Annotated in this window: 22 protein-coding genes; 15 read left to right on the top strand and 7 right to left on the bottom strand. The window is 47.5% G+C overall.

What is annotated here, in order from left to right:
• Nucleotides 1-174: 174 nt before the first annotated feature.
• Complete coding sequence (locus QNM19_RS18180; RefSeq protein WP_284027048.1) at nt 175-1,791, top strand: hypothetical protein; 1,617 nt, start codon at nt 175-177, stop codon at nt 1,789-1,791.
• 42 nt (nt 1,792-1,833) lie between these two features.
• Here the strand turns inward: QNM19_RS18180 and QNM19_RS18175 are convergent, their stop codons facing one another.
• Nucleotides 1,834-3,885, bottom strand: coding sequence for a TonB-dependent copper receptor (locus tag QNM19_RS18175; protein ID WP_284027047.1), 2,052 nt, complete (start codon nt 3,883-3,885; stop codon nt 1,834-1,836).
• Nucleotides 3,886-4,067: 182 nt separating this feature from the next.
• The gene (locus QNM19_RS18170) at nt 4,068-5,291 is read right to left on the bottom strand and encodes an EAL and HDOD domain-containing protein (protein WP_049865415.1); all 1,224 of its coding nucleotides are present in this window, start codon (nt 5,289-5,291) and stop codon (nt 4,068-4,070) included.
• A 270-nt stretch (nt 5,292-5,561) separates the two neighbouring features.
• On the opposite strand from QNM19_RS18170, the gene putP reads away from it, so the two are divergent.
• The 4 genes from putP (at nt 5,562) to QNM19_RS18150 (ending at nt 8,665) form a co-directional block, all read left to right on the top strand.
• Nucleotides 5,562-7,040, top strand: coding sequence for a sodium/proline symporter PutP (gene putP / locus QNM19_RS18165; RefSeq protein WP_284027046.1), 1,479 nt, complete (start codon nt 5,562-5,564; stop codon nt 7,038-7,040).
• Between the two features lie 543 nt (nt 7,041-7,583).
• Nucleotides 7,584-7,760, top strand: a complete 177-nt coding sequence (locus QNM19_RS18160; protein WP_156202365.1) for a hypothetical protein — start codon at nt 7,584-7,586, stop codon at nt 7,758-7,760.
• Between the two features lie 21 nt (nt 7,761-7,781).
• Nucleotides 7,782-8,336: a hypothetical protein gene (locus QNM19_RS18155; RefSeq protein WP_049865418.1), complete on the top strand. Its 555-nt coding sequence runs from the start codon at nt 7,782-7,784 to the stop codon at nt 8,334-8,336.
• A 2-nt stretch (nt 8,337-8,338) separates the two neighbouring features.
• Nucleotides 8,339-8,665: a hypothetical protein gene (locus QNM19_RS18150; RefSeq protein ID WP_049865419.1), complete on the top strand. Its 327-nt coding sequence runs from the start codon at nt 8,339-8,341 to the stop codon at nt 8,663-8,665.
• A gap of 133 nt (nt 8,666-8,798) precedes the next feature.
• Here QNM19_RS18150 and QNM19_RS18145 read toward each other — a convergent pair whose 3' ends face one another.
• Nucleotides 8,799-9,674 carry a LysR family transcriptional regulator gene (locus QNM19_RS18145; protein WP_049865420.1) on the bottom strand — a complete coding sequence of 292 codons (876 nt, stop codon included), beginning with the start codon at nt 9,672-9,674 and terminating at the stop codon, nt 8,799-8,801.
• A gap of 126 nt (nt 9,675-9,800) precedes the next feature.
• On the opposite strand from QNM19_RS18145, the gene QNM19_RS18140 reads away from it, so the two are divergent.
• Nucleotides 9,801-10,499, top strand: a complete 699-nt coding sequence (locus tag QNM19_RS18140) for an FMN-dependent NADH-azoreductase (RefSeq protein WP_049865421.1) — start codon at nt 9,801-9,803, stop codon at nt 10,497-10,499.
• 81 nt (nt 10,500-10,580) lie between these two features.
• Here QNM19_RS18140 and QNM19_RS18135 read toward each other — a convergent pair whose 3' ends face one another.
• Entirely contained in the window at nt 10,581-11,027 is a 447-nt protein-coding gene (locus tag QNM19_RS18135) for a helix-turn-helix domain-containing protein (protein WP_049865422.1), read from the bottom strand.
• Between the two features lie 218 nt (nt 11,028-11,245).
• Here QNM19_RS18135 and QNM19_RS18130 point away from each other — a divergent pair, with 218 nt between their 5' ends.
• From QNM19_RS18130 to QNM19_RS18115, 4 genes are all read left to right on the top strand, one after another.
• Nucleotides 11,246-11,545 (top strand): helix-turn-helix domain-containing protein, encoded by a 300-nt coding sequence (locus QNM19_RS18130; RefSeq protein ID WP_049865423.1) that lies wholly within the window; start codon nt 11,246-11,248, stop codon nt 11,543-11,545.
• A 301-nt stretch (nt 11,546-11,846) separates the two neighbouring features.
• Nucleotides 11,847-12,800, top strand: coding sequence for a heme-binding protein (locus QNM19_RS18125; RefSeq protein WP_049865424.1), 954 nt, complete (start codon nt 11,847-11,849; stop codon nt 12,798-12,800).
• A 220-nt stretch (nt 12,801-13,020) separates the two neighbouring features.
• Nucleotides 13,021-14,220 (top strand): AraC family transcriptional regulator, encoded by a 1,200-nt coding sequence (locus QNM19_RS18120; RefSeq protein ID WP_284027045.1) that lies wholly within the window; start codon nt 13,021-13,023, stop codon nt 14,218-14,220.
• Nucleotides 14,221-14,292: 72 nt separating this feature from the next.
• Nucleotides 14,293-16,524: a TonB-dependent receptor plug domain-containing protein gene (locus tag QNM19_RS18115; protein ID WP_284027044.1), complete on the top strand. Its 2,232-nt coding sequence runs from the start codon at nt 14,293-14,295 to the stop codon at nt 16,522-16,524.
• A gap of 53 nt (nt 16,525-16,577) precedes the next feature.
• Here the strand turns inward: QNM19_RS18115 and dapD are convergent, their stop codons facing one another.
• From dapD to map, 3 genes are all read right to left on the bottom strand, one after another.
• Complete coding sequence (gene dapD, locus QNM19_RS18110) at nt 16,578-17,405, bottom strand: 2,3,4,5-tetrahydropyridine-2,6-dicarboxylate N-succinyltransferase (protein WP_284027043.1); 828 nt, start codon at nt 17,403-17,405, stop codon at nt 16,578-16,580.
• Between the two features lie 11 nt (nt 17,406-17,416).
• On the bottom strand, nt 17,417-20,035 hold the full coding sequence (gene glnD / locus QNM19_RS18105) for a [protein-PII] uridylyltransferase (RefSeq protein ID WP_284027042.1): 2,619 nt from the start codon (nt 20,033-20,035) through the stop codon (nt 17,417-17,419).
• A gap of 161 nt (nt 20,036-20,196) precedes the next feature.
• On the bottom strand, nt 20,197-20,988 hold the full coding sequence (gene map, locus QNM19_RS18100) for a type I methionyl aminopeptidase (protein ID WP_010385747.1): 792 nt from the start codon (nt 20,986-20,988) through the stop codon (nt 20,197-20,199).
• Between the two features lie 316 nt (nt 20,989-21,304).
• On the opposite strand from map, the gene rpsB reads away from it, so the two are divergent.
• The 5 genes from rpsB (at nt 21,305) to QNM19_RS18075 (ending at nt 25,432) form a co-directional block, all read left to right on the top strand.
• A complete protein-coding gene (gene rpsB / locus QNM19_RS18095; RefSeq protein WP_049866374.1) occupies nt 21,305-22,033 on the top strand; it encodes a 30S ribosomal protein S2 in 729 nt (242 codons plus the stop codon).
• Between the two features lie 163 nt (nt 22,034-22,196).
• Entirely contained in the window at nt 22,197-23,048 is an 852-nt protein-coding gene (tsf, locus tag QNM19_RS18090) for a translation elongation factor Ts (RefSeq protein WP_049866373.1), read from the top strand.
• Between the two features lie 150 nt (nt 23,049-23,198).
• A complete protein-coding gene (pyrH, locus tag QNM19_RS18085; RefSeq protein WP_010385750.1) occupies nt 23,199-23,939 on the top strand; it encodes a UMP kinase in 741 nt (246 codons plus the stop codon).
• A gap of 84 nt (nt 23,940-24,023) precedes the next feature.
• Nucleotides 24,024-24,581, top strand: coding sequence for a ribosome recycling factor (frr, locus tag QNM19_RS18080; protein ID WP_010385751.1), 558 nt, complete (start codon nt 24,024-24,026; stop codon nt 24,579-24,581).
• A 77-nt stretch (nt 24,582-24,658) separates the two neighbouring features.
• Nucleotides 24,659-25,432: an isoprenyl transferase gene (locus tag QNM19_RS18075; RefSeq protein ID WP_049866372.1), complete on the top strand. Its 774-nt coding sequence runs from the start codon at nt 24,659-24,661 to the stop codon at nt 25,430-25,432.

Genomic DNA, 25,432 nt, shown 5'->3' with positions numbered 1-25,432 from the left:
TTTGTGACAGCGGCCAACCCCCCTTAGGCTTTGAGTCTAAAACACAACAATTCGGTTCAATATGACTCCTTCTTGAGGGAGACAAAAACTTAACCCATCTGGGTTGGCATAGACACTTTGTTGACAATCACAGCGTTACAGTGGCTGTAATTTCACTCAACAAGGAACTATGACATGAAATACCTAAAATCACTTCTGGCTGTGTGTATTGCATTAAACCTGAGCGCTTGTAGCGATGATGACAAAATCAAGCCCCCGGGTGGAGGTGGCGAGCAGCCTGCGCCTGGACGGGTTGTGCATGATTTGGCGCTCACTGCACCTCAAGCTGGTCGTGAGCTGGTTGAAGACTTCCCGGTCTCAGAATACCTTGATTATGCGCCGGGCGCGCAACCGCTCACCAACCTGACAAGTTTGGACATCAATGGTCCGGACCTGCATACGTTTCAGCAAGGCATTGAAGTGGGGACCATTGATGTCAGTGCTTCACCGCGCGTTTATCAGCCGCTGGCGCTGAGGTTAACCGCACTGGACGACATTGTGGCGACAGAACAGTATGAAGACGAGTTGTGGTATGTCACCGGCACCAATGAGATCTTCCAGCGCAGTCTGACAAGTGACGAAACCACCTCCTGGCGTTTAGAAACGAGCTTAACAATCACCGAGTTAGGCCTGGACAGTGATGACAACAGTGATATTTGGGGTTACGACGCGAATGCCCATCAGGTGATCCGATTTAAACCAGAAGACGAGCAGCTACTGCTGTACCCGCTGTCGGACAATATGACTATTCAGGGCGTGTCTTATCTGGAGCAGCAGCTTTGGATACTGGCCTCAGAGTCCGGGCAGCCTGTGGTCATGCAGTTTGACGTATCAGATGAGCAGGTAACGCAACGTAATGGCTGGCATGTTACCGGGTTTGGCCAAGCGGAAATGACTGATTTGACGATTCTTTCTGGCGAGCAGGTTGTTATCACCACCAATGCGCAAGAGAATAACCTGGTATTGCTGGCCGACAGGGACAAGTTGCTGGGAGACGGACCTATTGAAGATACCGGTGAACTGGTGGTGCAGAATCGTTACTCGTTACCAGATGAGATTAAGCAGCCATCCGGACTTTGGTACACGCAGCAAGGGGGGTGGGAAATCGTCACCGATCAGGCTGAAGTCTACTCTTTGAATGCGGATTTGCAGATCCAGACTCGTACTGAACTGGCGTTTGCCTCGATACACTGTGGACAGGGGTGTACCGAAGCGGTAATAAGCAAGGGCGGGGAGATCTTTGTGTTAGCTGATTCTAAGCTGATTGGACATTTTACATTGTCAGAGCAGGGGTATCAGCTGGTGCAAGAGTACCCATTAGCCTTTCATGAAGAGGGAGAGCCGCCTTTTGAGTTCTTAGGTTTGGCGTACGACGCACTCAATGACCGTTACTTCCTGGTATCTAATAGTGATAACGCGTCACAACAGGACTGGTTATTTACCCTGGATAGTCAATTTAACCTTGTATCTCGCCAGCCCCTTAGTTACACAGGGGAGACAGCAGGGAGTCTCAACGAATATACTGCAATGGGCCTGTATTTCGCTGAGGATGCGTTGTGGATGGTGTCTGAGCAATTCACAAAAGTGATTAAGTTGACGCTGAGTGGTGAGATTGTGGCTGTCTATGATCTGCTACCAGAGGATATGACTATGCCCAGCGATCTGGTTGTCAAAGATGGCAAAATATATTTGATTGGTGACCATGAAAATGGTGAGCCGGTGCCACCGCTTATCGAGTTGACGATTGAATAAGTAGTGGTAATGGGGCTGGCATCGCCAGCCCCATTAGCTCAATCAGAAGCGCCAGTTAACGTTGGCCCACAGTGTACGGCCGGCCTCATTCACTTTGTCGATTTGTGCATAGCCACTGACCATAGCGCCTGCGCGACTCAAATGTTCGGCATAGGTTTTATCCAGCACATTATCTACCCCGAGACTCAATAACAGTTCATCTGAATGGCTATAGGATAAATTCAGTGCCAGTGTGCCAAAGCCATGGCTGGGTCCGACATCCTGACCGGCAATGTTACCCTGGCCGATAGCAACGCGGTCCTGGCTTTTTACGAGACGCCATAAACCGCCTACTTGCCATTTATCCAGCGTGTAATCCATGGCGAAACGTGCCTGCAGGGGAGGCTGCTGTGCCAGTGCCGTATGATCTGTTTTATTGCTGCCACGCACATAGTTGATGCTGGTTGTGAAATTCAGTTGTTTACTGAGCTCAACCCGGGTTTCCATCTCCAGCCCCATAGTTTGTGCATCAATGTTCCGGGTCACTGCCAGTGTTTTGTCCATCACTTCGTACTGATTATCGGTGAGCAGGTAATCATCTATGCGGTTGTAAAACAAAGACACTGAGGTAGTCATAGCGGATTTTTGTAGCATCCAGCCGATATCCAGCTGGTTCGTTTTCTCCGTCTCCAGTAAGAAGGCACTCATGCTATCGACGCCCCGGCGTCCGCCACCCATTAACTCCCAGTAATCAGGGAAGCGTTCACTGTGCCCGGCACCGATGTAATAGCTCATATCTTTATGCTGGACCTGATAGCGTGTAAATCCGCTCAACAAGGTGTCATCACGCGTCTGGTCCGCCGTCGGGTTAGGCATTGGCATCATCATAGAGCCAAGTTGTTGGCGCTTGTCAGTTGCTGACCAGTCATCAATGCGCAGCCCGCTGACCCACTGGCTGCGCTTCGGGCCTTCAGTCTTGACTGCGTATTCAAACTCGCCAAATAACCCGGTTTGTTTAAACTCAGCATTATCACGGCGAGGCAGTGTTTCCACCGGTATCATTGGCTGGTTCATGCTAACACGGATGCGGTGGCGGTTTTGCTGATGATCAACCCCGTAACGCAATGTGTGTTGTGTGTCGATGGCTGAAGTGAGCATCAGTTTGCCACCCCAGGTGCGACGGTCGGGGTTAGATGAGGTCGGGGCTTTCATCATCATAGTGGGCGTAAATGTGCGCAGGCTATGGTTATCCATGATGTGATCTATGTTGTTGTAATACACGTTGGCTTCCAAAGCCCGGATAAACCCGCTCAGTTCATCCAGCTCAACGCTGAGTGCAACGTGGTTACGGTCAAACTTGCTGCCATCCATCATGCGATCAGCATAGGCGACCTCGCCATCACTGCGACCCAGACTCAGGCTATAGAGACTGTCATCATCGGGCGTGTAGGCAAACTCGGAGTCGAGGTTCCACTTGTCATATGCTGAGTGAATGGACTGACCTTCGCCGTCCTCATAGTCATCGGCATCACTTTTGCTGGCAGCAAGGCGTGCGTAGTAATCCTCTGTGCCTCCTTTCACGTCTGCATTCACCATACGCTTACCAAAACTGCCCAGGGTCGCATTGGCAAACCCTTGCCAGCCCGTTTCACTCAGGCGCTCTGATTCACGCTCAAAAATGACAGTGGCGGCGCTGTTACCAGGTCCATAAAGGACGGTTTGTGGCCCCTTAATCACCGTTAAGGTATCGTAGGTTTGTGGTGTGATGTAAGCCGTAGGCGGATCCATACGCCCGCCGCAGCCGCCAAGCGTCTGACCGCCATCGGTAATGATATTTAAGCGAGACCCGGCCATCCCCCGAAAAACAGGGTCGCTGCTCGCGCCGCCTTTTTTAACTAAAGAAAAGCCGGCGATACTGGATAGCAAGTCCGCCCCATCCTGTGCAGGCAAAGGTTGTCTTGGGGCTTTAGGGTCTGTTTTGATATCTAAAGGGCTATGCATAGGCGCGATAACCACGATGCGCTCTAAACTGTCAGTGTGTGCATCGTGCTGTGCATCCTGGCTCTGTGCAGAAAAAGCGGCTGTAACAGCAAGCCAAATGAGGTTTCTGGTCATGATTCATCCCAAAGTGTTTTCACGTTGTTATTGAGAAGAATTTTACTTGTCAGACAAAAGGTTGGGATGTGACAAATTGTCGCACTTGCGCAAGATATAAGGGAAAATATCGAAAACCTTGACCTAAAACAAAAACAGCCACCAAATGGCGGCTGTTTTTGGATGAGAAAATGAAATGCAGCCTATATGGCCATCACTTCCATTTGTTGATCACACCATTGCAGGGCTTCGTGGTAATAATCGGGCAACAGATCAGGGTCAAGGCCCAGTTGTTGTGCCAGTTCATTGGCCCCCTGCCACTCGGCTTGTTCATAGAGTTTGATGAGCGTCAGGTAACTGGCCAGCAGACCTTCTTGCTTCAATAGGGCATCTTTGATTTCAATGGCCAGTGGCAACTTGCTCATTACGCTGTCCATGCTTTCATCTAAAATAGCGTCCATCAGTGACATCATACCTGCCAGGAAGGCCATGCCGGTATCTTTTAGTTTACGGTGTTTAACCGCTAATAACTCGGCAAAACGCGCGCGCGTCAGAGACAGACGGACCAGTTCTAGTGGTTTCTCTGAAGACACCTGAGAGGCGAAGAGTAACGAAAGAAACTTCTTCAGCTCCTGATTGCCAAGTACCACCAAAGCCTGCTTAATGGTGGAGATCTCGGCACGACGTTTAAACGCGGCTGAATTTGAGTAGCGTAGCAGCTTATAGCTGAGGTTAACGTCGCGCTCGAATACTTGTGTGATCCGCTTTAAATCGACATCAACGCTAGATGTTTCGTATAACAGTTCGGCCAGCGCCATCTCTGAAGGGGGCAGGGTTTTACTCTGAACCACTTCGGGCTTAGCGAAAAAGAACCCCTGAAAATAGCTGAACCCAAGATCGAGGGCCTGCTGATACTGTTCATGTGTTTCGACTTTTTCGGCAACCAGTTCAATGTTTTTAAACGGCGCAATGGCTGCTTTGATCTCTTCAATGGTCGCGACATCTGTGGTCAGCATGTCTATCTTGATTTGATCAATGAAGGGATAGAAATGTCGCCATACTTTTTGATGCTGATAATCATCAAGCACTATGGTGTAGCCTTTTTGCTTCAGGTCCTGCACTGCACCCAGCAGGCGTTTGCCTGGCTGCACGGTTTCAAGAATCTCTACTACCAGTTGTTCGCGCCCCATCATGGTGGGGTAACCTTTCAGCAAGGTGTCCAGTGTGAAGTTGATATAAGCCGGTTTATTGTCGGTTAAATCTTCCAGACCAAAGTTAAACTGGCTACCTTCGATTAATCTTGAGGTCGCTTCTGAGCCATCTATTTCAGGAAAGACATTGTCTAAGCCATCGCGAAAGAGCAGCTCGTAGCCCACGAGTTCTTTGTTTTTGTTTAGGATTGGCTGCCTGGCGGCATAAAAATACATGAAAGATACACCTGACTGAATACTTCTACTGTTCAACAATATAAGGCAATCTCAGGCATATTTCATTAACTAATTCAGCTTGTTTCAGCTTTTGGTATTAAGGTATGAGGTTGTTCGTGCGCAATTCATAGGCACTTCACCTTGTGTAACTTGGGTGGCGATCTTTGCCATGTTATAGTGACCCTTTCGCAATGGCTTTTGTCCCAATCTCAGCTAACAACAAAACAGCATCTGATATTGTGGAGAGGAGCTCGATTATAGGAGGTAATTTTGGAAACTGGCACTATGATCTCTCTTGCCATGTATTTCATCGCCATGCTGGGAATTGGACTGTACGCGTATCGTAAGTCAACCAGCGATGTGTCGGGTTATATGTTAGGTGGAAGAAGCCTTCCACCCAGTGTCGCGGCCCTGTCTGCGGGTGCCTCGGATATGAGTGGCTGGATCCTGATGGGTCTGCCCGGCGCCATGTTTGTAAGCGGTTTCAGCAGTACCTGGATTGCTATAGGGTTGCTGATTGGCGCATTTTTAAATTACTTGCTGGTGGCACCGCGTCTGCGCGTGTATACCGAGCTGGCAAACGATGCGATAACCATTCCGGACTATTTTGCCAATCGCTTTGAAGATAAAGGCAATGCACTGCGCATCGTATCCGCGTTGGTGATCATTGTTTTCTTCACACTGTATACGTCAGCAGGTGTGGTTTCCGGCGGTAAGCTGTTTGAAAACTCCTTTGGTATGAGTTACGAAGCCGGTTTGTATATCACGACGGGTGTGGTGGTTTTGTATACTTTGTTTGGTGGGTTTCTGGCGGTGAGTCTGACCGATTTTGTTCAGGGATGTATTATGTTCCTGGCGCTAATTTTAGTGCCTGCGGTGACTTATTCATTACTGGATAATCCGCTGAGCGTTACGCTTAATGAAATCAATCCACAGCTACTCACCTGGATTGGAGCCGGTGGCGCAATCGGTATTGTTTCCGCTATGTCCTGGGGCCTGGGTTATTTCGGCCAGCCACATATTATCGTACGCTTTATGTCAGTGCGCAGCGTTAAAGATATGCCAACGGCACGTCGCATTGGGATGAGCTGGATGCTGGTGGCCACCTTAGGGGCTATCACAACGGGTCTGTTTGGTGCGGCGTACGCTCATGAAAAGGGCATTGTTGTTGAAGATCCAGAAACCATTTTCCTGATCTTATCTGAATTGCTCTTCCACCCCTTGATTGCTGGTTTCTTACTTGCTGCGATTCTGGCAGCGATTATGAGTACCATTTCGTCACAGCTGCTGGTGAGCTCCAGTTCATTGACCGAAGACTTCTACAAGATCTTCCTGCGTAAAGAGGCGTCAGATAAAGAGCTTGTACTGGTAGGGCGGATCAGCGTGGCGTTGGTTTCTATGTTTGCAATCTACCTTGCTTACGACAGAGACAGCACCATCTTAAGCCTGGTAAGTAATGCGTGGGCCGGGTTTGGTGCTGCATTCGGCCCTCTGGTACTGCTCAGCTTATTCTGGAAGCGTATGAACTTTGCCGGCGCATTGTCGGGCATGATAGTGGGCGCAGCAACCGTGTTGTTCTGGATCTATGGCCCGGTAACGGTAGACGGCCAACCGCTTAGTGCCCTTATCTATGAAATTGTGCCTGGGTTTATTGCATCCGCCATTGCGATCGTTGCCGTGAGCCTGGCAACGTCAGAACCCCGTACTGAAATAACAGATAAGTTCGAAGAAATGCAAAAAGCACTTTAATACCAATTTGCTTAATTAAGTATTCTACTTTGAGGCGAGAAAATAGGGTCGATAACAAGGCAAAAATTTTGCAATTTGGTTGTTCCAAATTAGAAACTTTTAACGCCGTTAGCGTCCTATTTGCTCCTTCAAATCGAACAGGTATTAAGTGAAATTGGTATAAAGCGTTGCATCGACTTCAATAGCCGTAGCTTTTTAGCTGCGGCTTTTTTGTCTTTGAGCTATGACACAGACGGGGTTTTCTACCATTCAGCCTGAAAATTTGACAGTTGAGCAGATTTACAGTGTCGCCAGTTTTGGCCCGGTATAGTTTTCGCATATCCGATTTGTCGTATTGTTGTTCCAATTTTTCTAATTTTCCTTATCATGGGTAATGTCATGATTGGGTCAGTAGTGAGCTTTTGGCATTCTCATGGCTTACGAGACCATCCGCAATTAAGTGAATTTAAGACAATTAATGCTTGTTACTATATGGCAATGAGGTTAACATGTATGCAACCTTAAGTGGGTGGTCCTTTTAATTATTGAAGAAGGACGGAAAATATGAAATTTTTTATTAAACGCTTAAAGAAAGATTCAAACACAATCCAACTAGATAGCACCTTGAGCCTGAGTGACGCAAACGCTCAGTTAGTGTCAGGTGGAAATAGCGGAGGAACCGGTGCGCAACCTCGCGTTCAACGTTTTTCTCCTGGAGCTGAGAAATTAGTTGGTGGTTAATCAGTAGGGTTTTGACCGAGCATGAATGAGTTTTATTTAGTCACTTCGTGGATCATAATAGCATTGGAATTGTTTATTGCTTTTTTCCTGCTGTATAGTTTCAAGAAGCATCGCTTTGGACTGTTTTTTGGTGGCAAGAGCACCCTGAAAAAGCAAGAAGACCATGAGCTGCATTCATGCTTTCTTTCCTGTCTGGTCGTACTGGTATTTTATACGTCAAGTGCGAGTCTTGGTACATACATTCTCAATCTTCCTCTAGAACTGATACAAATGCGCCAGGTGTATTACTTTGCGCTGGTGTGTACCGGTGCGTCTTTCATTACTGTTTTATATTTGCTGCATGTCATCCGTGGCTGTAGTTTTTCTGCCACAGCACGCCTTGTGGCTTATATATCATTTATGCTGATGTGTCTGAACTTTTCGCAGCTAATTTTACGTGGCTATTTGGATATTCACATATTGTATGAAGTGTATGGACCATTCGTAGTGAGTTTCAATATTTGCACATTTATTGCGCTAGCTAGATATCCGTTTTATAAATTGATGGAATTAAGACTTACCAAAGGAGAAATCTGATCATGGAGTTAATCTATATCGGTGGTACGTTTATAGTGATGGCCCTGATTTTTGTCCTGGCTATGCTAGTAAAAGGAGCCAAGCTCACGTCTTTCGAAAAGCGCCTTAAGGCACTTATCATAGCTACCAAAGAAGAAGAAGAAGAAGTCGAAAACAAATACAGTGAAGCCTACGAAATTGTGATGGAGTTTGGCGATTTGCTTGCTGCTGAAAAGAACCTTGAGCAATATTACGGTGTGAAAGATATTTACGACCGCGTTGAAGAATTCAGAGCAGAGAACAACCAAACCGTTGAGAAAGACAGAGTCATCCTGAAGGTGGTTAAATAGGTCTGCTAACTTCTAACTGCTAAGCCGCGCGCTTTCGTGTGGTTATTTACATGGGTTATCGGTGGTATTGGCCATTCCATCCAGCGATTTCAGATAGGTGTAAATCTCACATGGGTAAGCTTTTCTGCAATAATTAACTTCTATTACTACTTTTCAGTCTGACTAAATCCTGGATCCATTCAATAAACTTCACTGCGTTATGCGTTCTGAATCGTGTTTTATTGGGAATATAATAGCACAATGGCGAAGCTATGCTTTTTTCTCCCACTGGGGTCAACTGGCCGGTTGAGCACATGCCCCGGGCCAGTATCTCTGAGCAAAACACCAGGGCGTTTTCTATCACAGCCTGCTGAATACCAAACAATTCCTGATCAAACTCCCGAATAACAAAGTCAGTCTTATTCAGTCCATTGTGTGCCAGCCAGTCATCCAGCGGAGGCGCGCACAGCCCGCGATTCTTCCAGCGTGTTGTATACAGTACCGGCCGAACCCTAGCGTCCTGTAATGCCCTGAGCGTCTTGCTTCCAAATAGATTGAACCGCTCCTCACTCAGGCGGTCTTCAACCGGGACGTCTTTGATGTTACCCAGCCTGACGGGGATTGAATTGGGCAGGTTATCAGGCAGCTCTCCGCTTGAAACTTGCATCGATATGTCCGGGTAACGTACTGAGAACGTACCTTGTGCAGGCAATAGCACCAGCGCCGCAAATGAAGAAGTGGTGCTCACCTGGACGGCTTCATTGAGTTGCTGAATGTCTGCCAGTGCACTTTCAATTGTCGCAAAGCCCTCGGAAGTCGCATTGGCCAGCAACACGCCAGTTTCAGTGAGCAGAACCTTTCTGCTCAAGCGTTGAAATAAACGCACATTGAGTCGGTGTTCGAGCTTACTGATGTGATGAGAAATCGCTGTAGGCGTTAAGGAAAGCTCTTCTGCGGCGTGTTTGAAGCTGCCATGGCGTGCCGCAGCGTCGAACGCCCTGAGTGCCTGCAAAGAAACAGATAATGCCATGCTAGTCATCCAATCAACAATTATATAGATGATTTTAACTCATCTATAGGTGTAAGAGTATCGTTTGTTCAGCTGATTGCCTTAACGCACACTGTCACCTGTTCAGTAATCAAAAAGGTAACTAGCATGAGCACAATTTTACATATAGATTCAAGCGTCAGAGCGATTGACAATGACAACCCATCACATAATTCACTGTCGAAGCAGATTGCCCGGCAGTTTGTCGAAAGCTGGCAAGAAACATCTTCAATAGATGAGTATATCTATCGTGATGTAGGGGTACATCCACCACAATTTATCACTCAGGATTGGATTGGGGCTGTATTCACCCCACAAGGTAAAAGGACTGCGGATCAGAAGCGGCTATTAGCCTTATCCGATACGCTGATCGATGAGCTGACCCGCGCCGACATTATTGTTATTTCAACACCTATGTACAATTATGGCATGCCAGCACAACTCAAGGCCTGGTTTGATCAGATTGTTCGGGTTAACAAAACATTTGATTTTGATCTCAAGCGGGGAGACTTTCCGTTAGCGCCTTTACTGTCGGGTAAAACATTGGTTGCCATAGCCTCATGTGGCGAATTTGGCTTCGAAGAACCTGAGATAAGAGCCAAAAGCAATCATCTGATGCCACATCTACGCACGTTAAGTCGTTATCTCGGGGTTGAAACCATGTATGAAATAGTCAGTGAGTATCAGGAGTTTGCCGATGACAGGCATCAGGCGTCGCTTACACAGGCGTTTGAACAAGCGCAAAGTCTTGCATTGGCACTGGCTCAGAGTCAGCAAATTACACACATTGACGAGCAGTTGGTGTAAGAGCGGTTACTTAGATTGATCCGTTTAACCACAAAAGTGGTCGCTTTGGGTTACTTTTGTTTTATTCAATAACGCGCTTTGTTAAGCCCGTTTTTTCTCATTGTGTGCGACCGAGCTCTGCTGGAGGAGGGGTTTCAGGTCGCGCAGAATAATGTGGCCATAATCCTGATATCCTGCCTGCGTGCCGGGCGTAAACCACTTCATATGAGAAATGAACTCAAGGGAATTGGCAATGCTGGTGATCAGGCTTTGTTCCATGTCAGAGTGGTAAGCCAGCGGCGGCTCTACAGGGGCCGGGGGCGTATGGGTCACATCTTGCTGTTCGCCGGTCAGCAGCCATAATGCGCTGTCTTTAGTCGCCGGATGTAAAAAGAATTTGCTTACTACCGACAAGGTAGGTTCCCTGACATCTTTCTCATACTTTCGATACGAAGCAGTGGGAATATCCAGTATTTCTGAAAAGCCAACCTGAGAATAGCCCAAGTTGATACGTAACTGTTTTAATCTTGTAGCAAAAGTATTTGACATATGACCCAATCCGGTTAATTATTTATCCACCTGACCCGTTCAGACTACATGACTCTCAGTCAAATGTCTAACGGGGACGAAAAATTAAACACTTGGCCGGAACAGTCCCCGGACAGGTGTAGGCTCAGACCTGTGTTTAGGCGCGTGTTGACTTTATGGCGTTAAACACTTTGCTTTAGGTTTGTAAGACACTGTGATTGATAATAAGCGGATATGTTATGACTACTGTTAAAAGAAATGAATCTGTGCGTAAAGCACACACCATAGCAGCCAGGAAGCAAATTCAAACTGCTATTCGTCGTCTACGCAGAGAAATGAACTTAACTCAGGCTGAGTTAGGCAAAAAGCTTGTCACGCCTGTTGATCAGGCAACCATCTCTAACTGGGAGTGCGGTAAGTCTGACTTATCTGCCTGTCAATTACTCGATATTATGATGATTTTTGGCCAGCCAAACTTTATGAGTTTGCTGGAGCAGGGAGCGCAAAGCGACCTGGTTGACGAAAAGCAGTCGGCCTAACGCAATTATTCACTGACAGTACCTCTGTCAGGTAAGCCTCCTAGCTAACATATCGTGTTGTCTGGGCACGCTCGTGCCCGCTTTTCTTTTTTATTCGTCTAAATGCTGATCTTGTACTAGCTTTCCATTGGGAGCGAGAGTCCTGACTCATGCGATTCTTTTCTGGTCAATGGCCAAGGTGCACTGTTTCTATAAAGAGCAGGCTCTTCAGCTGGTGGTCCCGCCTCGTCACGCCCAGCAATCCTGTATTGCTTCTTCATGGTGCACTGGGTGCAATTAAGCAAGTATAAGGAACCATTTTATGTCGTCAGCTAAATCGCAGTTAGGGTTTGATCAGAACCAACGTAAAATTATTATCGGGGAACAGCAGGACTCTGAGCTAGGTCCTTTGTGTCATCTCCCCGGCACGTGGAAAAACACGGGCAATCTCGAAGGCCATGGCTGGAATATGATAGCTTTGCCTTTTGCAGCAGGCGACCTGGATTATCGGTTGCTGATGAACCAATATGACGAAGAACTGACTTTCAGCCTGGTTGATAAGGGCGTGCCAAATCGAGGGATCCCGGAGGATCAATCCGTTGCTACGCTCGATTACACCCAAATCATTAACCAGATAGCTGCACAAGACTATCCACATTCCGGGCTTGAGGGTAAACCTGGGCTGGCAATTCACCATGAACCCGGTCTGTGGTTACACATGCGTGATCAGTTAACCGATGACCTGGATATTGCTCGTCTGTCCAGTATTCCTCATGGCGATGCAGTGATCGCATTGGGTAAGAGTGCGCATTCTCAGTCTGGCTTTGAGATCCCCGCGCTGAATGGCTTACCTATTGGGGTATCGGGGGATATAGACACCAACCCTTATCTGGCACCCTATAAACACTTCAGAGATCAGCCTTTTGAAGGCCTGTTTGATCCAACCCAGGCGAATGCGCTACTGCAAAAGGCCATTGCCCCTTTACTCAGCGCTGGCAAAGTGAAAAATACGACCAAGCTGGAAGTACGTACAACCGCGGCGACGGGCTCGGTAAACAATATTCCTTTTGTCACGCGCCAGGCAAATGCTGCTGAAGTCCATTCCACATTTTGGATTTACGAATTAACGGAGACTGACCAACACGGCAATCCAAAGCTTTGGTTACAGTATTCTCAGAATGTGATCCTGGACTTTTTCAATCGTAAAGACAGACCCGGTGAATTGATCCGCTGGCCACACATTAGTATCAACACGCTGGAAAAAGTGGACACCTGATAATCGCAGTCACTGCTGCTTACCTTTGGTTTGCAGCAGTGACGCATTCTCGCCAGGCTGCGGAGTCATCTTGATTTTGTGTCTAAAACGAGCCGGGCAGATCCATTGCGTCTTGCAATTTAACCAATAAGGGAACACACTAGGCAAAAATAATTAACAATAAAGCCACAAGCGCATGGCGTATTAAACGCTGTAAGCTAGCACCTTGGTTAGAATTAGCATGTTCACACTGGTCATATTATCTCTGGGTTGTCTTCATGGTCTGTATCTCAGTTACGAGCTGATACGGAAGAATACGGCGAATGATGCAAACAGGATGCTTGCTCTGTGTATTCAGTGCTTTGTTGCACTGTTGTTTTTTATATTACTTGATGAAAGTGGGGCGTTTTACTATTTGCCTCATCTGATAGGGTTTCAGGAGCCTCTGACCTTCCTGTTGGCACCGTGTTTTTATTACTACGTACTCAGATTAACGTCGCCTGCCTATATAGCGTTTAATCGCGTTCATTTACTGCCGTTTTTGCTGGCTCTGTGCTGCGCTATTCCGTTCTTCTTACTCGATGCTCGCAGTAAATGGCAATTTTTGTATGGTGATATGTATGCCCCGGACCTGCCATCCTGGTACCTGACAGGGTTTGAAAATGTCTTCATTTTTGGCGCTATGTTGCAGGTTGCAGTGTATCTGGTGTTTGCGTGGCGCAGGCTCAATGCTTACCAGATCCTGTCGGCCAATAACTTTTCGTCACTTGAACTTATCAACCTGAACTGGTTAAGGCGTCTGCTCATTATGTTGTTATCACTTTATGGGCTGTGGTTCATCGATGAAGCGATAGAAGTGAATGCTATGGTGTGTATTGATCATGACAACGGATTTGGCTGTGAGTATGGCTGGCTGATTGGTGAGCGCTGGTTCTTTTTTTCTGAGCTGGGCGTAGTCATCGTTTTTTATTTAATGAGCTATTTCGGCTTGCGTCAGCCGGAAATATTTATCCAGAATAATCAATATTTTGAACTTGATAAGCCGCACAGCGAAAAGTACTTAAACTCGGCCCTGTCAGAGTCACTGGCTGTACAGCTCTGCAACCTGATTGAAGATCAGGTGCTGGACGAAAAGCTCTATCTGAAAGCGGATTTAACGCTGCACGACTTGGCCTGTGCATGTGGTCATTCCCGACACCATGTTTCTCAGGCGATTAATCAAAGTAAAAACATGAGTTTTTTCGATTTTATCAATCAGCTCAGAGTGATGCATGCACAGCAGCTGCTGCTTTCTCAACCAGACAGGAGCATTCTGGACATCTCTTTGGACAGTGGCTTTAACTCCCGTTCTGCGTTTTATGGGGCGTTTAAACGCTATACCGAGTTAACACCTGGCGCATATCGAAAACAAAGTAAAATAGCGGCAGAAAATATGTCCTGATCAGTCGGTCAGGACGACAAGCAGCGCTCGCTAAGCAAGGATGTCATTGTTATTTCAATGGAGAAAACAACAATGACAAGACAAATACCCGTTCAGCAGGACAGGCTTTTACGACCGCGGCCATTGCCTTTTTTATTGCCCGGTGCGCCAACAGATCATGGCACTCATTCCGAACAAGCAAAAAATACAATTCAGGCGCCAGGCAAGTATCTGACGCAAGCATCCGGATCACTGAGTGTCCTATTGATGAGTGTCGCTTTGAACACAACCGTGGCACATGCCAATACTGCACCTTCTGATCTGGAGCGCATTACGGTGACTGGTAGCCAATATACGTTAGCCACCCGGCACAATACGCACTTCCTCTCCAAAGAGCGTATCGAGTCAATGCCACACATTGCGGATGATATTTTTCGGCTTATGCCCGCTTTACCAGGTGTTGCCGCAGGTGATTATTCTGCTAACTTTTTTGTGCGCGGTGGGCATTCGGATGAAGTACTCGTTTTACTGGATGGTCAGCAACTGTACCGGCCTTTTCATATGAAAAGCTTCAACAGTGCGTTTAGCATTGTCGACACGGACAACGTAGGCGCAATGGATTTTTCCAGCGGTGGGTTTACGGCGCGTTACGGCAACAAAATGAGTGGTGTCATGGCGATTCAGAGCCTCTATGACATGCCGCAATACAAACACAGCCTGGGAGTAAGTTTCATTAATGCCAGAGCCGGATCACAGGGCACATTTGACGACGACAAGGGCAGCTGGCTGGTATCGGTCAGACGCGGTTATCTTGATCTTGTACTGGACGCAGTAGAAGACGAATCGAATAAGTTTGAGCCCATATATGCGGATTTGTTTGCGAAGGTCAGTTACGAGCTGACGGATACCCAGTCTTTGTCAGGGCACTTTCTTTACGCCTGGGACGATGAAATACTTGATGACACCTTTTCTGAATGGGATGGAGTCCGGGAATATCAGGTGAAGGAAAAGGTCAGTGGCGAGTACAGCAGCACCTACGCGTGGGCGGTCTTGCGTTCCGACTGGCATGAGGATCTGAGCAGCCAGACGCTGCTGTCAGTCGCCAGAGTCGAGGAAGACCGCAGTGGCGGTCAATATGATCCGACTGAAGTGTGGCTTACTCTGGACGATAACAAGTTCTTTTATGCCTACTCACTGAAACAAGACTGGCAATGGCGTGTCAGTGACAGTCATTATCTCGAGTCCGGCTTTGAAGCCAAATACCTGGACGCAGAGTATGACTACTGGCTGGAAGCCTGGTATCAGGTAAATTATGACGGTGAAGATTACCGTCAGCAAAAAACACAGCTAACCGCATCCGGTAATGTGTTTGGTGCCTATATCAGCGATCGTTGGCGACTTAACCCTGATTGGGTAACTGAACTGGGTCTGCGCTGGGATCAGCAGGATTATTATGGGTTTACCAAAGCGCAATGGAGCCCACGCGTTGCGCTTTTGTTTCAGCCTGCAGATGAACAGCGGGTTTCCCTGAGTGCCGGAGATTACTACCAGCCTGAAGATATTCTCAGCTTGCAAGTCGCCGATGGCAGCACTGAGTTTCATGGCGTTGAGAAAGCGCGTCATGTCATTTTATCTTATCAACATGCGCTGAGCCCGGCATTTCAATGGCGCGCCGAAGCATATTTGAAAAAACTGTCTCAGCTGCGGCCCTGGTATGAAAATGCCTTTGATCTTTATGAATTCTTACCTGAAGGACAGGCCGACAGGTATCGGGTTGCGCCAGACTCAGCCAGAGTCAAAGGTGTTGAGCTGAGTTTTCAGCACCACATTACTTCTAAATGGCAGTGGCATGCGAGTTACAGCTGGTCTAACGCACAGGACAGCATTAACGGTCGCTGGTATCCGCGCAGTTGGGACCAAAGGCACGCTGTCAAGCTGACGAGTCGTTATCAGTTTGATAATGGCTGGCAGATAAGTGGACTGGTGTATTTTCACTCTGGCTGGCCTATGACTGGCGAGTCAGGCCGTCTGGTAAAAAATACGCCCAATGGAACATACGAAATCCAGCGCAGGCTTAATGAGCGTAATCAGCTTAAACTGGGTAATTACAAACGCATAGATATGCGAATTCATAAAATCTATCCATTATCAAACAGTGAGTTAACTGTTTTCTTTGAGGTTTCTAATTTACTGAACTTTGACAATGAATGTTGTATTGATCGAACCAGCTACTCAGTAGATGGAGAAGGAAAATTACTCAAAAAGGAAGAGCGGGGGCACTGGCTGCCGATTATTCCGTCGTTCGGGGTTAAGTGGGCATTTTAACTTTGAGTGAGATAAAGCCCGGTTCACGCACCGGGCTGAAATCAGACTGGGGATCAGTCCTGAACTGAGCGAAGCAGGGCGTTGATGCCTACTTTTTCGCGAGTTTGCTGGTCCACTTTCTTAACGATAATTGCCGCATACAGGCTGTGCGTACCGTCTTTGCTTGGTAATGAGCCTGGTACGACAACGGCGCCGGCTGGAACACGGCCATAGTGGATCTCGCCGGTTTCACGGTCATAGATACGCGTACTTTGGGAAATATACACGCCCATTGAAATCACAGCGCCTTCTTCAACAATGACCCCTTCAACAATTTCAGAGCGGGCACCGATGAAGCAGTTATCTTCGATAATGGTTGGGTTCGCTTGTAATGGCTCCAGTACGCCGCCAATGCCTACACCACCAGAGAGGTGCACATTCTTACCGATCTGAGCACATGAACCGACAGTGGCCCAGGTATCAACCATAGTGCCTTCATCGACATAAGCGCCAATATTGACATAAGACGGCATCAAAACCACATTTTTGCCAATGAAGCTACCCTGACGTGCAACGGCGTTGGGGACCACACGCATGCCGCCTTGTTGAAATTGCTCAGGGGTATAGTCGCTGAACTTAAGGGGCACTTTATCGAAAAACTGGTTTACTCCGTCATTCATAGGCTGATTATCGCGAATACGGAATGACAGCAGAACCGCCTTTTTCAGCCACTGGTGTACAACCCATTCGCCGCTGACTTTCTCAGCAACGCGTGCTGCGCCTGAGTCCAGTAAAGCCAGTGCATCAATGATGGCATTTTTTACCTGAGGTGATACATCACTGGGAGTGATGATATCGCGTTGTTCCCAGGCTTGTTCAATTGTGGTTTTTAAATCCGACATGGTGTCCTCATTTATTCAGATTCTGCATTGAGTTTTTTCATCAGTGAGCGATGTAACGATGCTTTGGCATCTTCACTGAGACGTTGATAATCTTTGTCCGAGACCACAAAGAAATCCTCCGCGCGTTCGCCCACTGTGGTAATACGTGCGGCGTGAATGTGCAGTGAATGGACTTGAAAAACTTCGGCAATTTTAGTCAATAAGCCGGGAATATCCACTGCCTGGATCTCAATCAGGTTTCGGTCACTACGGGCGTGGGGGCGTACCACGACCTTAGGTTTAATATTAAAGTCTTTAAAGCGCTGTGAGCGGTTCTTCTTCAGCCGGATTTTCTTCTTCGGATCGGTGAGGATCACTTCCAGGCTGCGGCGCAAAGTTTTGGCCCGGGTGCCACTGATGGGGCGGCCGTCGACTTCCAGTATGACAAAGCTAAAGACCACATAGCCATCTTTGGTTGTCAGTACCTGAGCATGCTGGATCTGGGCTTTCTTGGAACCAATGACCGCCACCAGTTTGGCAAATAAACTGGCTTCGTAAGGCGCATAAACAAACACCTGGGTACCGCCATGCATAGGCTGTTCTGATACAACCACGCAGGGCTGGCTTAAGTCATCGCGGCCGAGCAGATATTCGGTTTGCCAGGAAATTTGCTGTTCGCTGAATGCGGTAAAATAGTTGGCTTTAAAGCGTGCCCAGATCATGTCAATCAGGTCTTCGCGGTAGTCTTTGTTGATCAGCCGCTGTTTTGCCTGTTGTTTCTTATCGCGGATCTGATCACGCATATCCATGGGGTTTTCCAGACCCAGGCGCAGCGCCCGCTGCGTGAGCAAATAAAGCTCCCGCAATAAAGTGTTTTTCCAGTCATTCCACAGATTATCGTTGGTTGCGCGAATATCGGCAACGGTCAGACAATAGAGGTAGTCGAGCTGGCGTTCGTTTTTAATGCGTGTGGCAAATTCGTTGATCACTTCAGGATCATTGATGTCCTTACGCTGCGCTGTGACAGACATCAACAGGTGATTTTCGACCAACCAGGCAACAAGCTTACTGTCGGAGGAAGAGAATCCGTGCATTTGTGCAAAGGCGGAGGCATCAACGGCTCCCAGCTCAGAGTGATCGCCGCCCCGGCCTTTGGCAATATCATGGAAGATACCCGCCAGATACAGCAGCTCGGGTTTATCCATACGGGTGACGATTTCAGTACACAGCGGAAATTCGCCCTGGTGCTCATGGCTAAAATAGCGATAAATATTGTTGATAAGCTTGTGCGTGTGCTCATCAACGGTATAGGCATGGAACAAGTCGAACTGCATCTGTCCAAAGATATTTCGCCATTGTGGCAAGTAGGCGGCAATGATCCCATGCTTGTGCATTAGGGTAAATGCACGACCCATGCCGTTAGGGTGCTTAAGCAGGCGCATGAGTGCGTCACGGCAAGCGGCGTAATCCTGTAAGTCACCCAGCAGGCGTCGTCTGACCTGACGAACGGTGCGAATGGTGCTGGGATCGATGTCGGTAATTTCCGGGTTATCCGCAATATGTTCAAACAGTAAAATGAGATTTTCCCGGCGAAAGAACACCGACGGGTTTTTCACCCGAATTTTATTACCGACACGCTCAAAGTGGTTGTCGAGCGGTATCACGGTTTGTTCGCTTTGATCGGGTAAAATGCTCTGTTCAAAGTAGGCCAGCAGCATCTGGTTCATTTCACGCACCCGGCTCATGATCCGGAACAGGCGTTTCATCATGCGCTCCACGGACGCTTTGCCTTCGGAACCAAATCCCAGCAGCTCAGCGGCATGTGGCTGGTAATCAAACAGCAGGCGGTTTTCACTGCGCCCGGCTGCCAGATGGAGTGCAAAGCGGATATTCCAGAGGTTCTCCAGGCATTCCAGCAACTCCTGATATTCTTCATGGGTTAGATAACCATGACTTATCAGCTCTTCGAGTGTTTCTGCATGAAAGTGCTTTTTAGCAACCCAGAAAATGGTCTGAAGGTCGCGCAGGCCGCCGGGGTTTTCTTTGATATTTGGCTCAAGGTTATAGGCGGTGCCATGACACTTTTTACGCCGCAGTCGTTGTTCTTTGACCTTAGCGATAAAGAACTCATCTGACTGCCAAATGGGCGTTTCAACAATGTGGCTTTTGAGTCGCTCAAACTCGACGTGATTGCCGCAAATTAAGCGACTTTCCAGCAGGCTGGTGGTGAAATGCACATCTTCGCGCTTTTGTTCAAGCACCTGATCATGGGTTCGGACACTGTGGCCAATATCCAGATTGAGATCCCACAGCAAGGTCATGAATGACTCAAGAGACTCTGTCAGCTCAGGTCCGGGTTCTTGTTTACACAGCAACAGAAAGTCAATATCGGAGTATGGGTGTAATTCTCCGCGACCATATCCCCCGACCCCTATCAGGGCTAAGTCAGGGAATTGGGCTAGCCCGGTATCGGCGTACAACTTAATCAACAGGCGGTCGATAAATTCGGCCCTGGCATTGATCAGCTGTCTGACGGGTTGCTTAGAAAACTGGTTGTTCAGCCACTTATAAAAATAGGTCTGACAGTTTTTGTAATCGTTTAAGGTTTGCGCTTCGTCGAGAAGCGTTTTTACTTTGTTTGGTAATGCCACCGGGGCTCCCTATGTTGCGCGCAAAACTCACAGCTCAGTTTTACACTAAGTCACAAAAAAATGCGAGGTTGTGATTGGAGAAGGGCGTTTAACTGGATGAAAAGGCAGCATAGTGAGCGGAAGGTAACGCCACCGTGATGGTGGCGTTGGTATGGCAAGGATTAAGCGCTGTGCTCGATCACGCGCTCAATGGTGTCGTCGCTGCGCAATGTCAGGATCTCAACACCGTTTTCTGTGACCAGCAATGTGTGCTCCCACTGTGCAGATAAGCTGCGGTCCTTGGTTACCACGGTCCAGTCGTCTTTCAGCAGTTTGCAGTGGCGTTTGCCGGCATTGACCATGGGCTCAATGGTCAGACACATACCTGCTTCAAGCGCTTCTCCGGTGCCTGCTTTACCATAGTGGACGATCTGCGGCTCTTCGTGGAATTCTGCACCAATGCCATGGCCGCAATATTCGCGGACGATAGAGTAATTAAAGCCTTCCGCATATTTTTGGATAGCAGCGCCGATGTCACCAATGCGTACACCAGGCTTCACCATGCGAATGCCTATGTACAGCGCTTCCTGAGTGACTTCGCTCAGGCGCTTGCCCTGAATACTGGGTTTGCCAACAAAAAACATTTTTGAGGTATCGCCATGATAGCCATCTTTGATAACGGTCACGTCAATGTTGATGATGTCGCCATCTTTGAGTGGCTTGTCGTTTGGAATACCATGACAAATTACATGGTTTACCGAGGTACAAATCGACTTCGGAAAACCATGGTAGTTAAGTGGGGCAGGGACTGCTTGCTGCACATCTACAATGTAGTTATGACAAATGGTGTTTAGCTCATCGGTCGTCACCCCTGGTTTGACATAAGGTTCAATCATTTCCAAGACTTCAGCGGCTAACTTACCGGCAACACGCATCTTTTCGATTTCTTCAGGGGTTTTGATCACTGCACTCATTGAGACTCCAAGTCATAGTTTCGACGCAACAACACCGGGCTAGTTTATGAACGATTTTTAGCCCAAACGTTGAGTTAATTTCTTTTATATGGTATAAAGCGCGCCGTCTTTTTACAAATAAATCTTTCGGCCGAGTCAGGCTCACAGGTTGTTTGTAACGAAGACCACACGAAATTTAATTTTAACACACACACATATCGACACATACACTTGGGTGCAGGTGAGGGACAAATAACCGGTTTACCGGAGTACCAAACTTGTTGGTGTTATGGGATATGTGGAGGCCTAACCCTACTTAATTTAGAGGAAAATACAAATGGCAAACGTTTCAATGCGCGATATGCTTCAAGCTGGTGTTCACTTTGGTCACCAGGCTCGTTACTGGAACCCTAAGATGAAGCCTTTCATCTTCGGCGCTCGTAACCGTGTTCATATCATCAACCTGGAAAAGACTGTTCCTATGTTCAACGATGCACTTAAGTTCCTTTCGAACGTTGCATCTAACAAAGGTAAAATCCTTTTCGTTGGTACTAAGCGCGCTGCAAGCGAAGCAGTTAAAGAAGCAGCTATTCAAAGCGAGCAGTTCTACGTAAATCACCGTTGGTTAGGTGGTATGTTGACTAACTGGAAAACAGTTCGTCAATCAATCAAGCGTCTTAAAGACCTTGAGACTCAAAGCCAAGACGGTACTTTCGAGAAGCTGACTAAAAAAGAAGCTTTGATGAAAACTCGCGAAATGGAAAAGCTTGAGAAGAGCCTTGGTGGTATCAAAGATATGGGCGGTCTTCCAGACGCTATCTTCATCATCGATGCTGACCACGAGCACATCGCTATCCGTGAAGCAAACAACCTGGGCATTCCAGTAGTATCTGTTGTTGATACTAACTCTAACCCAGACGGCGTTGACTTCATCATCCCAGGTAACGATGACGCGATCCGCGCTATCCAGCTTTACACTGGTGCTGTAGCGACTGCTATCACTGAAGGTCGTGAAAGCAACATCGTTGCTCAAGCTGAAAGCGACGACTTCGTAGAAGCTGAGTAATTGATTGCATACCGCGCCACTGGCAACACCTAGTTTGCGGGTGGCCGGTCGCAACGCACTAAGCTGTCATCAAGTCTTCATCTTATTTATCTGGAGACTTGATATTCTTTACAAGCGGTAATTCGCTTATCAAAAAACCGAATTCAGAATTGAGGATATTCTAATGGCTGTAACTGCTGCCCTAGTTAAAGAACTTCGCGAGCGCACTGGCGCTGGCATGATGGATTGTAAAAAAGCACTAACTGAAACTAACGGTGACATCGATCTAGCTATCGAAAACATGCGTAAGAGCGGTGCTGCTAAAGCGGCTAAAAAAGCTGGTAACATTGCTGCTGAAGGTACAATCCTTATCAAGCAAGGTGAAGGTTTCGCTGCACTTCTTGAAGTTAACTGTCAAACTGACTTCGTTGCTAAAGACGAAAACTTCCTGGGTTTTGCAAACACTGTTCTTGACGCTGCTGCTGAAGCGAAAACAGACATCGAAACTTTGAAAGCTAAGTTCGAAGAAACGCGTGTTGCACTAGTTGCTAAAATCGGTGAAAACATCAACGTTCGTCGCGTTGAGTACATCGATGGTGCAAACATCTCTGCTTACCGTCACGGCGACCGTATCGGTGTTGTTGTAACTGGTGAAGCTGACGAAGAAACGCTGAAGCACGTTGCTATGCACGTTGCTGCTTCTAAGCCTGACTACCTAAACCCAGAAGATGTACCTGCTGAGGTTGTAGAGAAAGAAAAAGCGGTTCAGGTTGAAATCGCTATGAACGAAGGCAAGCCTGCTGAAATCGCTGAGAAAATGGTTGTTGGCCGCATGAAGAAGTTCACTGGTGAGATCTCTCTTACTGGTCAAGCTTTCATCATGGAGCCTAAGAAGTCTGTTGGTGAGTACCTGAAAGAAAAAGGTGCTTCTGTTTCTTCATTCATTCGCCTTGAAGTTGGTGAAGGTATCGAGAAGAAAGAAGAAGACTTCGCTGCTGAAGTTGCTGCTCAAATCGCAGCTGCTAAAGGCGAATAATCACGCTTAGGTGATTAAGTGATGCAAAAGCCCCCTCGATATGAGATTTGCTTTTGCGTCACTGCACAAAATTCTCTAAAATAACCGCGCATTTATGTCTTTCATAAGCGCGGTTATTTTGTATCTCACTTTTAATTTGGCCCGGAAATTATGACTATCAATCGAAAACCTGTTTTTAGACGCGTTCTTCTTAAACTTAGCGGCGAAGCTTTGATGGGAGATGAAGGCTTTGGAATCGATCCTAAAGTATTGGATCGTATGGCCCAAGAAATAAAAGAACTTGTAGAACTCGACGTAGAAGTGGGTTTGGTTATCGGCGGCGGTAACTTTTTACGTGGCGGCTCGTTAGCCGAAGCGGGCATGAATCGCGTAGTGGGCGATCACATGGGCATGCTGGCAACTGTGATGAACGGTCTGGCAATGCGCGATGCACTGCACAGAGCGTTTGTGAATGCACGTCTGATGTCTGCCATTCCTCTGAATGGTGTTTGTGATGCGTATAACTGGGCAGAAGCAATCAGCTTACTGAAATCTGGCCGCGTGGTTATTTTCTCTGCGGGTACCGGTAACCCGTTCTTCACAACCGATTCGGCAGCCTGTTTGCGCGGTATTGAAATTGAAGCAGACACGGTTATTAAAGCGACCAAAGTAGACGGCGTATTCAGTGATGACCCTGTTAAAAACCCGGATGCAGAATTACACCGTCACCTGACGTACAATGAAGTGATTGAAAGAGAATTAAAGGTTATGGACCTGGCGGCGTTTACGCTGGCCCGTGACCACAACATGCCTTTGAGTGTATTCAACATGAACAAGCCTGGCGCGTTAAAGCGGGTTATCATGGGTGAAGAAGAAGGTACGTTAATCAGTACACAACCAGCTGCAGAGTAAGCGCTCTGGCGCATTGGCTGGCAATACCAGCAATTTAACCTGCAAGCTGAGTCCGATTAATACAGTAAAGAATAGGATAGCACTGTGATTGATGATATTAAAAAAGATGCGCAAGAGCGCATGACAAAAAGCGTAGCTGCGCTGGCAAGCCAGCTATCTAAAATCCGCACTGGCCGTGCACACCCGGCATTGCTTGATGGCATTTCTGTGTCTTACTACGGTGCTGACACGCCACTTAACCAGGTTGCTAACGTGACGGTAGAAGATTCACGTACACTGGCTATCAGCGTGTTTGACAAGTCTTTGGCACAAGCGGTAGAAAAAGCGATCATGGCGTCTGATCTGGGTCTTAACCCAATGTCTGCGGGTACGGTTATCCGTGTCCCACTTCCTCCGCTGACGGAAGAGCGTCGTAAGGACCTTATCAAAATCGTACGTGGTGAAGTTGAAGGCGGTCGTGTTGCGGTTCGTAACATTCGTCGTGATGCCAACGGTGACGTAAAATCACTGCTGAAGGATAAAGAGATTTCTGAAGACGAAGCACGTCAGGCAGAAGACGAGATCCAGAAGCTAACTGATAAGTTTATCAAAGAGATGGACACTCAGCTGAGCGCTAAAGAAGCAGAGCTGATGGAAATCTAAGCAGCCACAAATTTATTAGGTTTGCAGCGCCGTCTAAGGTATACTAGACGGCGTTTTTTTTTACTTAAATAGGCATTATGATTTTAACCGCTGACGCAATTTCACAGCAATCTCTGCCCAAACATGTCGCTATCATTATGGATGGAAATGGTCGTTGGGCTCAGGCGCGTAAGCGTCCCCGTGCATATGGACACAAAAAAGGGGTGGATTCAGTTCGCAATGCTGTGCAGTTTTGCTCTAAGCTAGGGATAGAGTCATTGACGTTGTTCGCTTTCAGTAGTGAAAACTGGCGTCGTCCAGAGGACGAAGTCAGCACTTTGATGGAATTATTCCTGTTTGTATTGAGTAAAGAAGTTAAGAAGCTCCATAAGAACAATGTGAAGTTGTCCATCATCGGAGATATCTCGCGCTTCCCAGCCGGGTTACAGCAAAAAGTTGTCGATGCAGAACAGTTAACCGAGCACAACTCGGGACTCAAGTTGAACATCGCGGCCAACTATGGTGGTCGCTGGGATATTGTGCAGGCAGCTCAATCTCTGGCTGAGCAGGTCGCTGAAGGCGCTATCCAGGCGAGCGACATTACAGAAGAGGCGATTTCGTCACGGCTGACTATGGCGGATCAAAGTCCGCTTGATCTGTTGATCCGCACCGGTGGAGATTACCGCATTAGTAATTTCTTACTGTGGCAGGCAGCGTATGCTGAGCTCTACTTTACCGAAACATTATGGCCAGACTTTAATGAAGAAGCGTTTTCAGAAGCGCTTGCCAGTTACGTTTCGAGAGAACGACGTTTCGGTTGTACCGGCGAACAAATAAAACAATTACTCGCCGAGAGCAAAACAACAAGTTAA

It is taken from the genome of Pseudoalteromonas ardens (genome assembly GCF_030125445.1).
Classification (GTDB): Bacteria; Pseudomonadota; Gammaproteobacteria; order Enterobacterales; family Alteromonadaceae; genus Pseudoalteromonas; species Pseudoalteromonas ardens.
The sequence above is the reverse complement of the archived record's forward strand: the minus strand, read 5'-3'. Positions and strand labels throughout refer to the sequence as shown.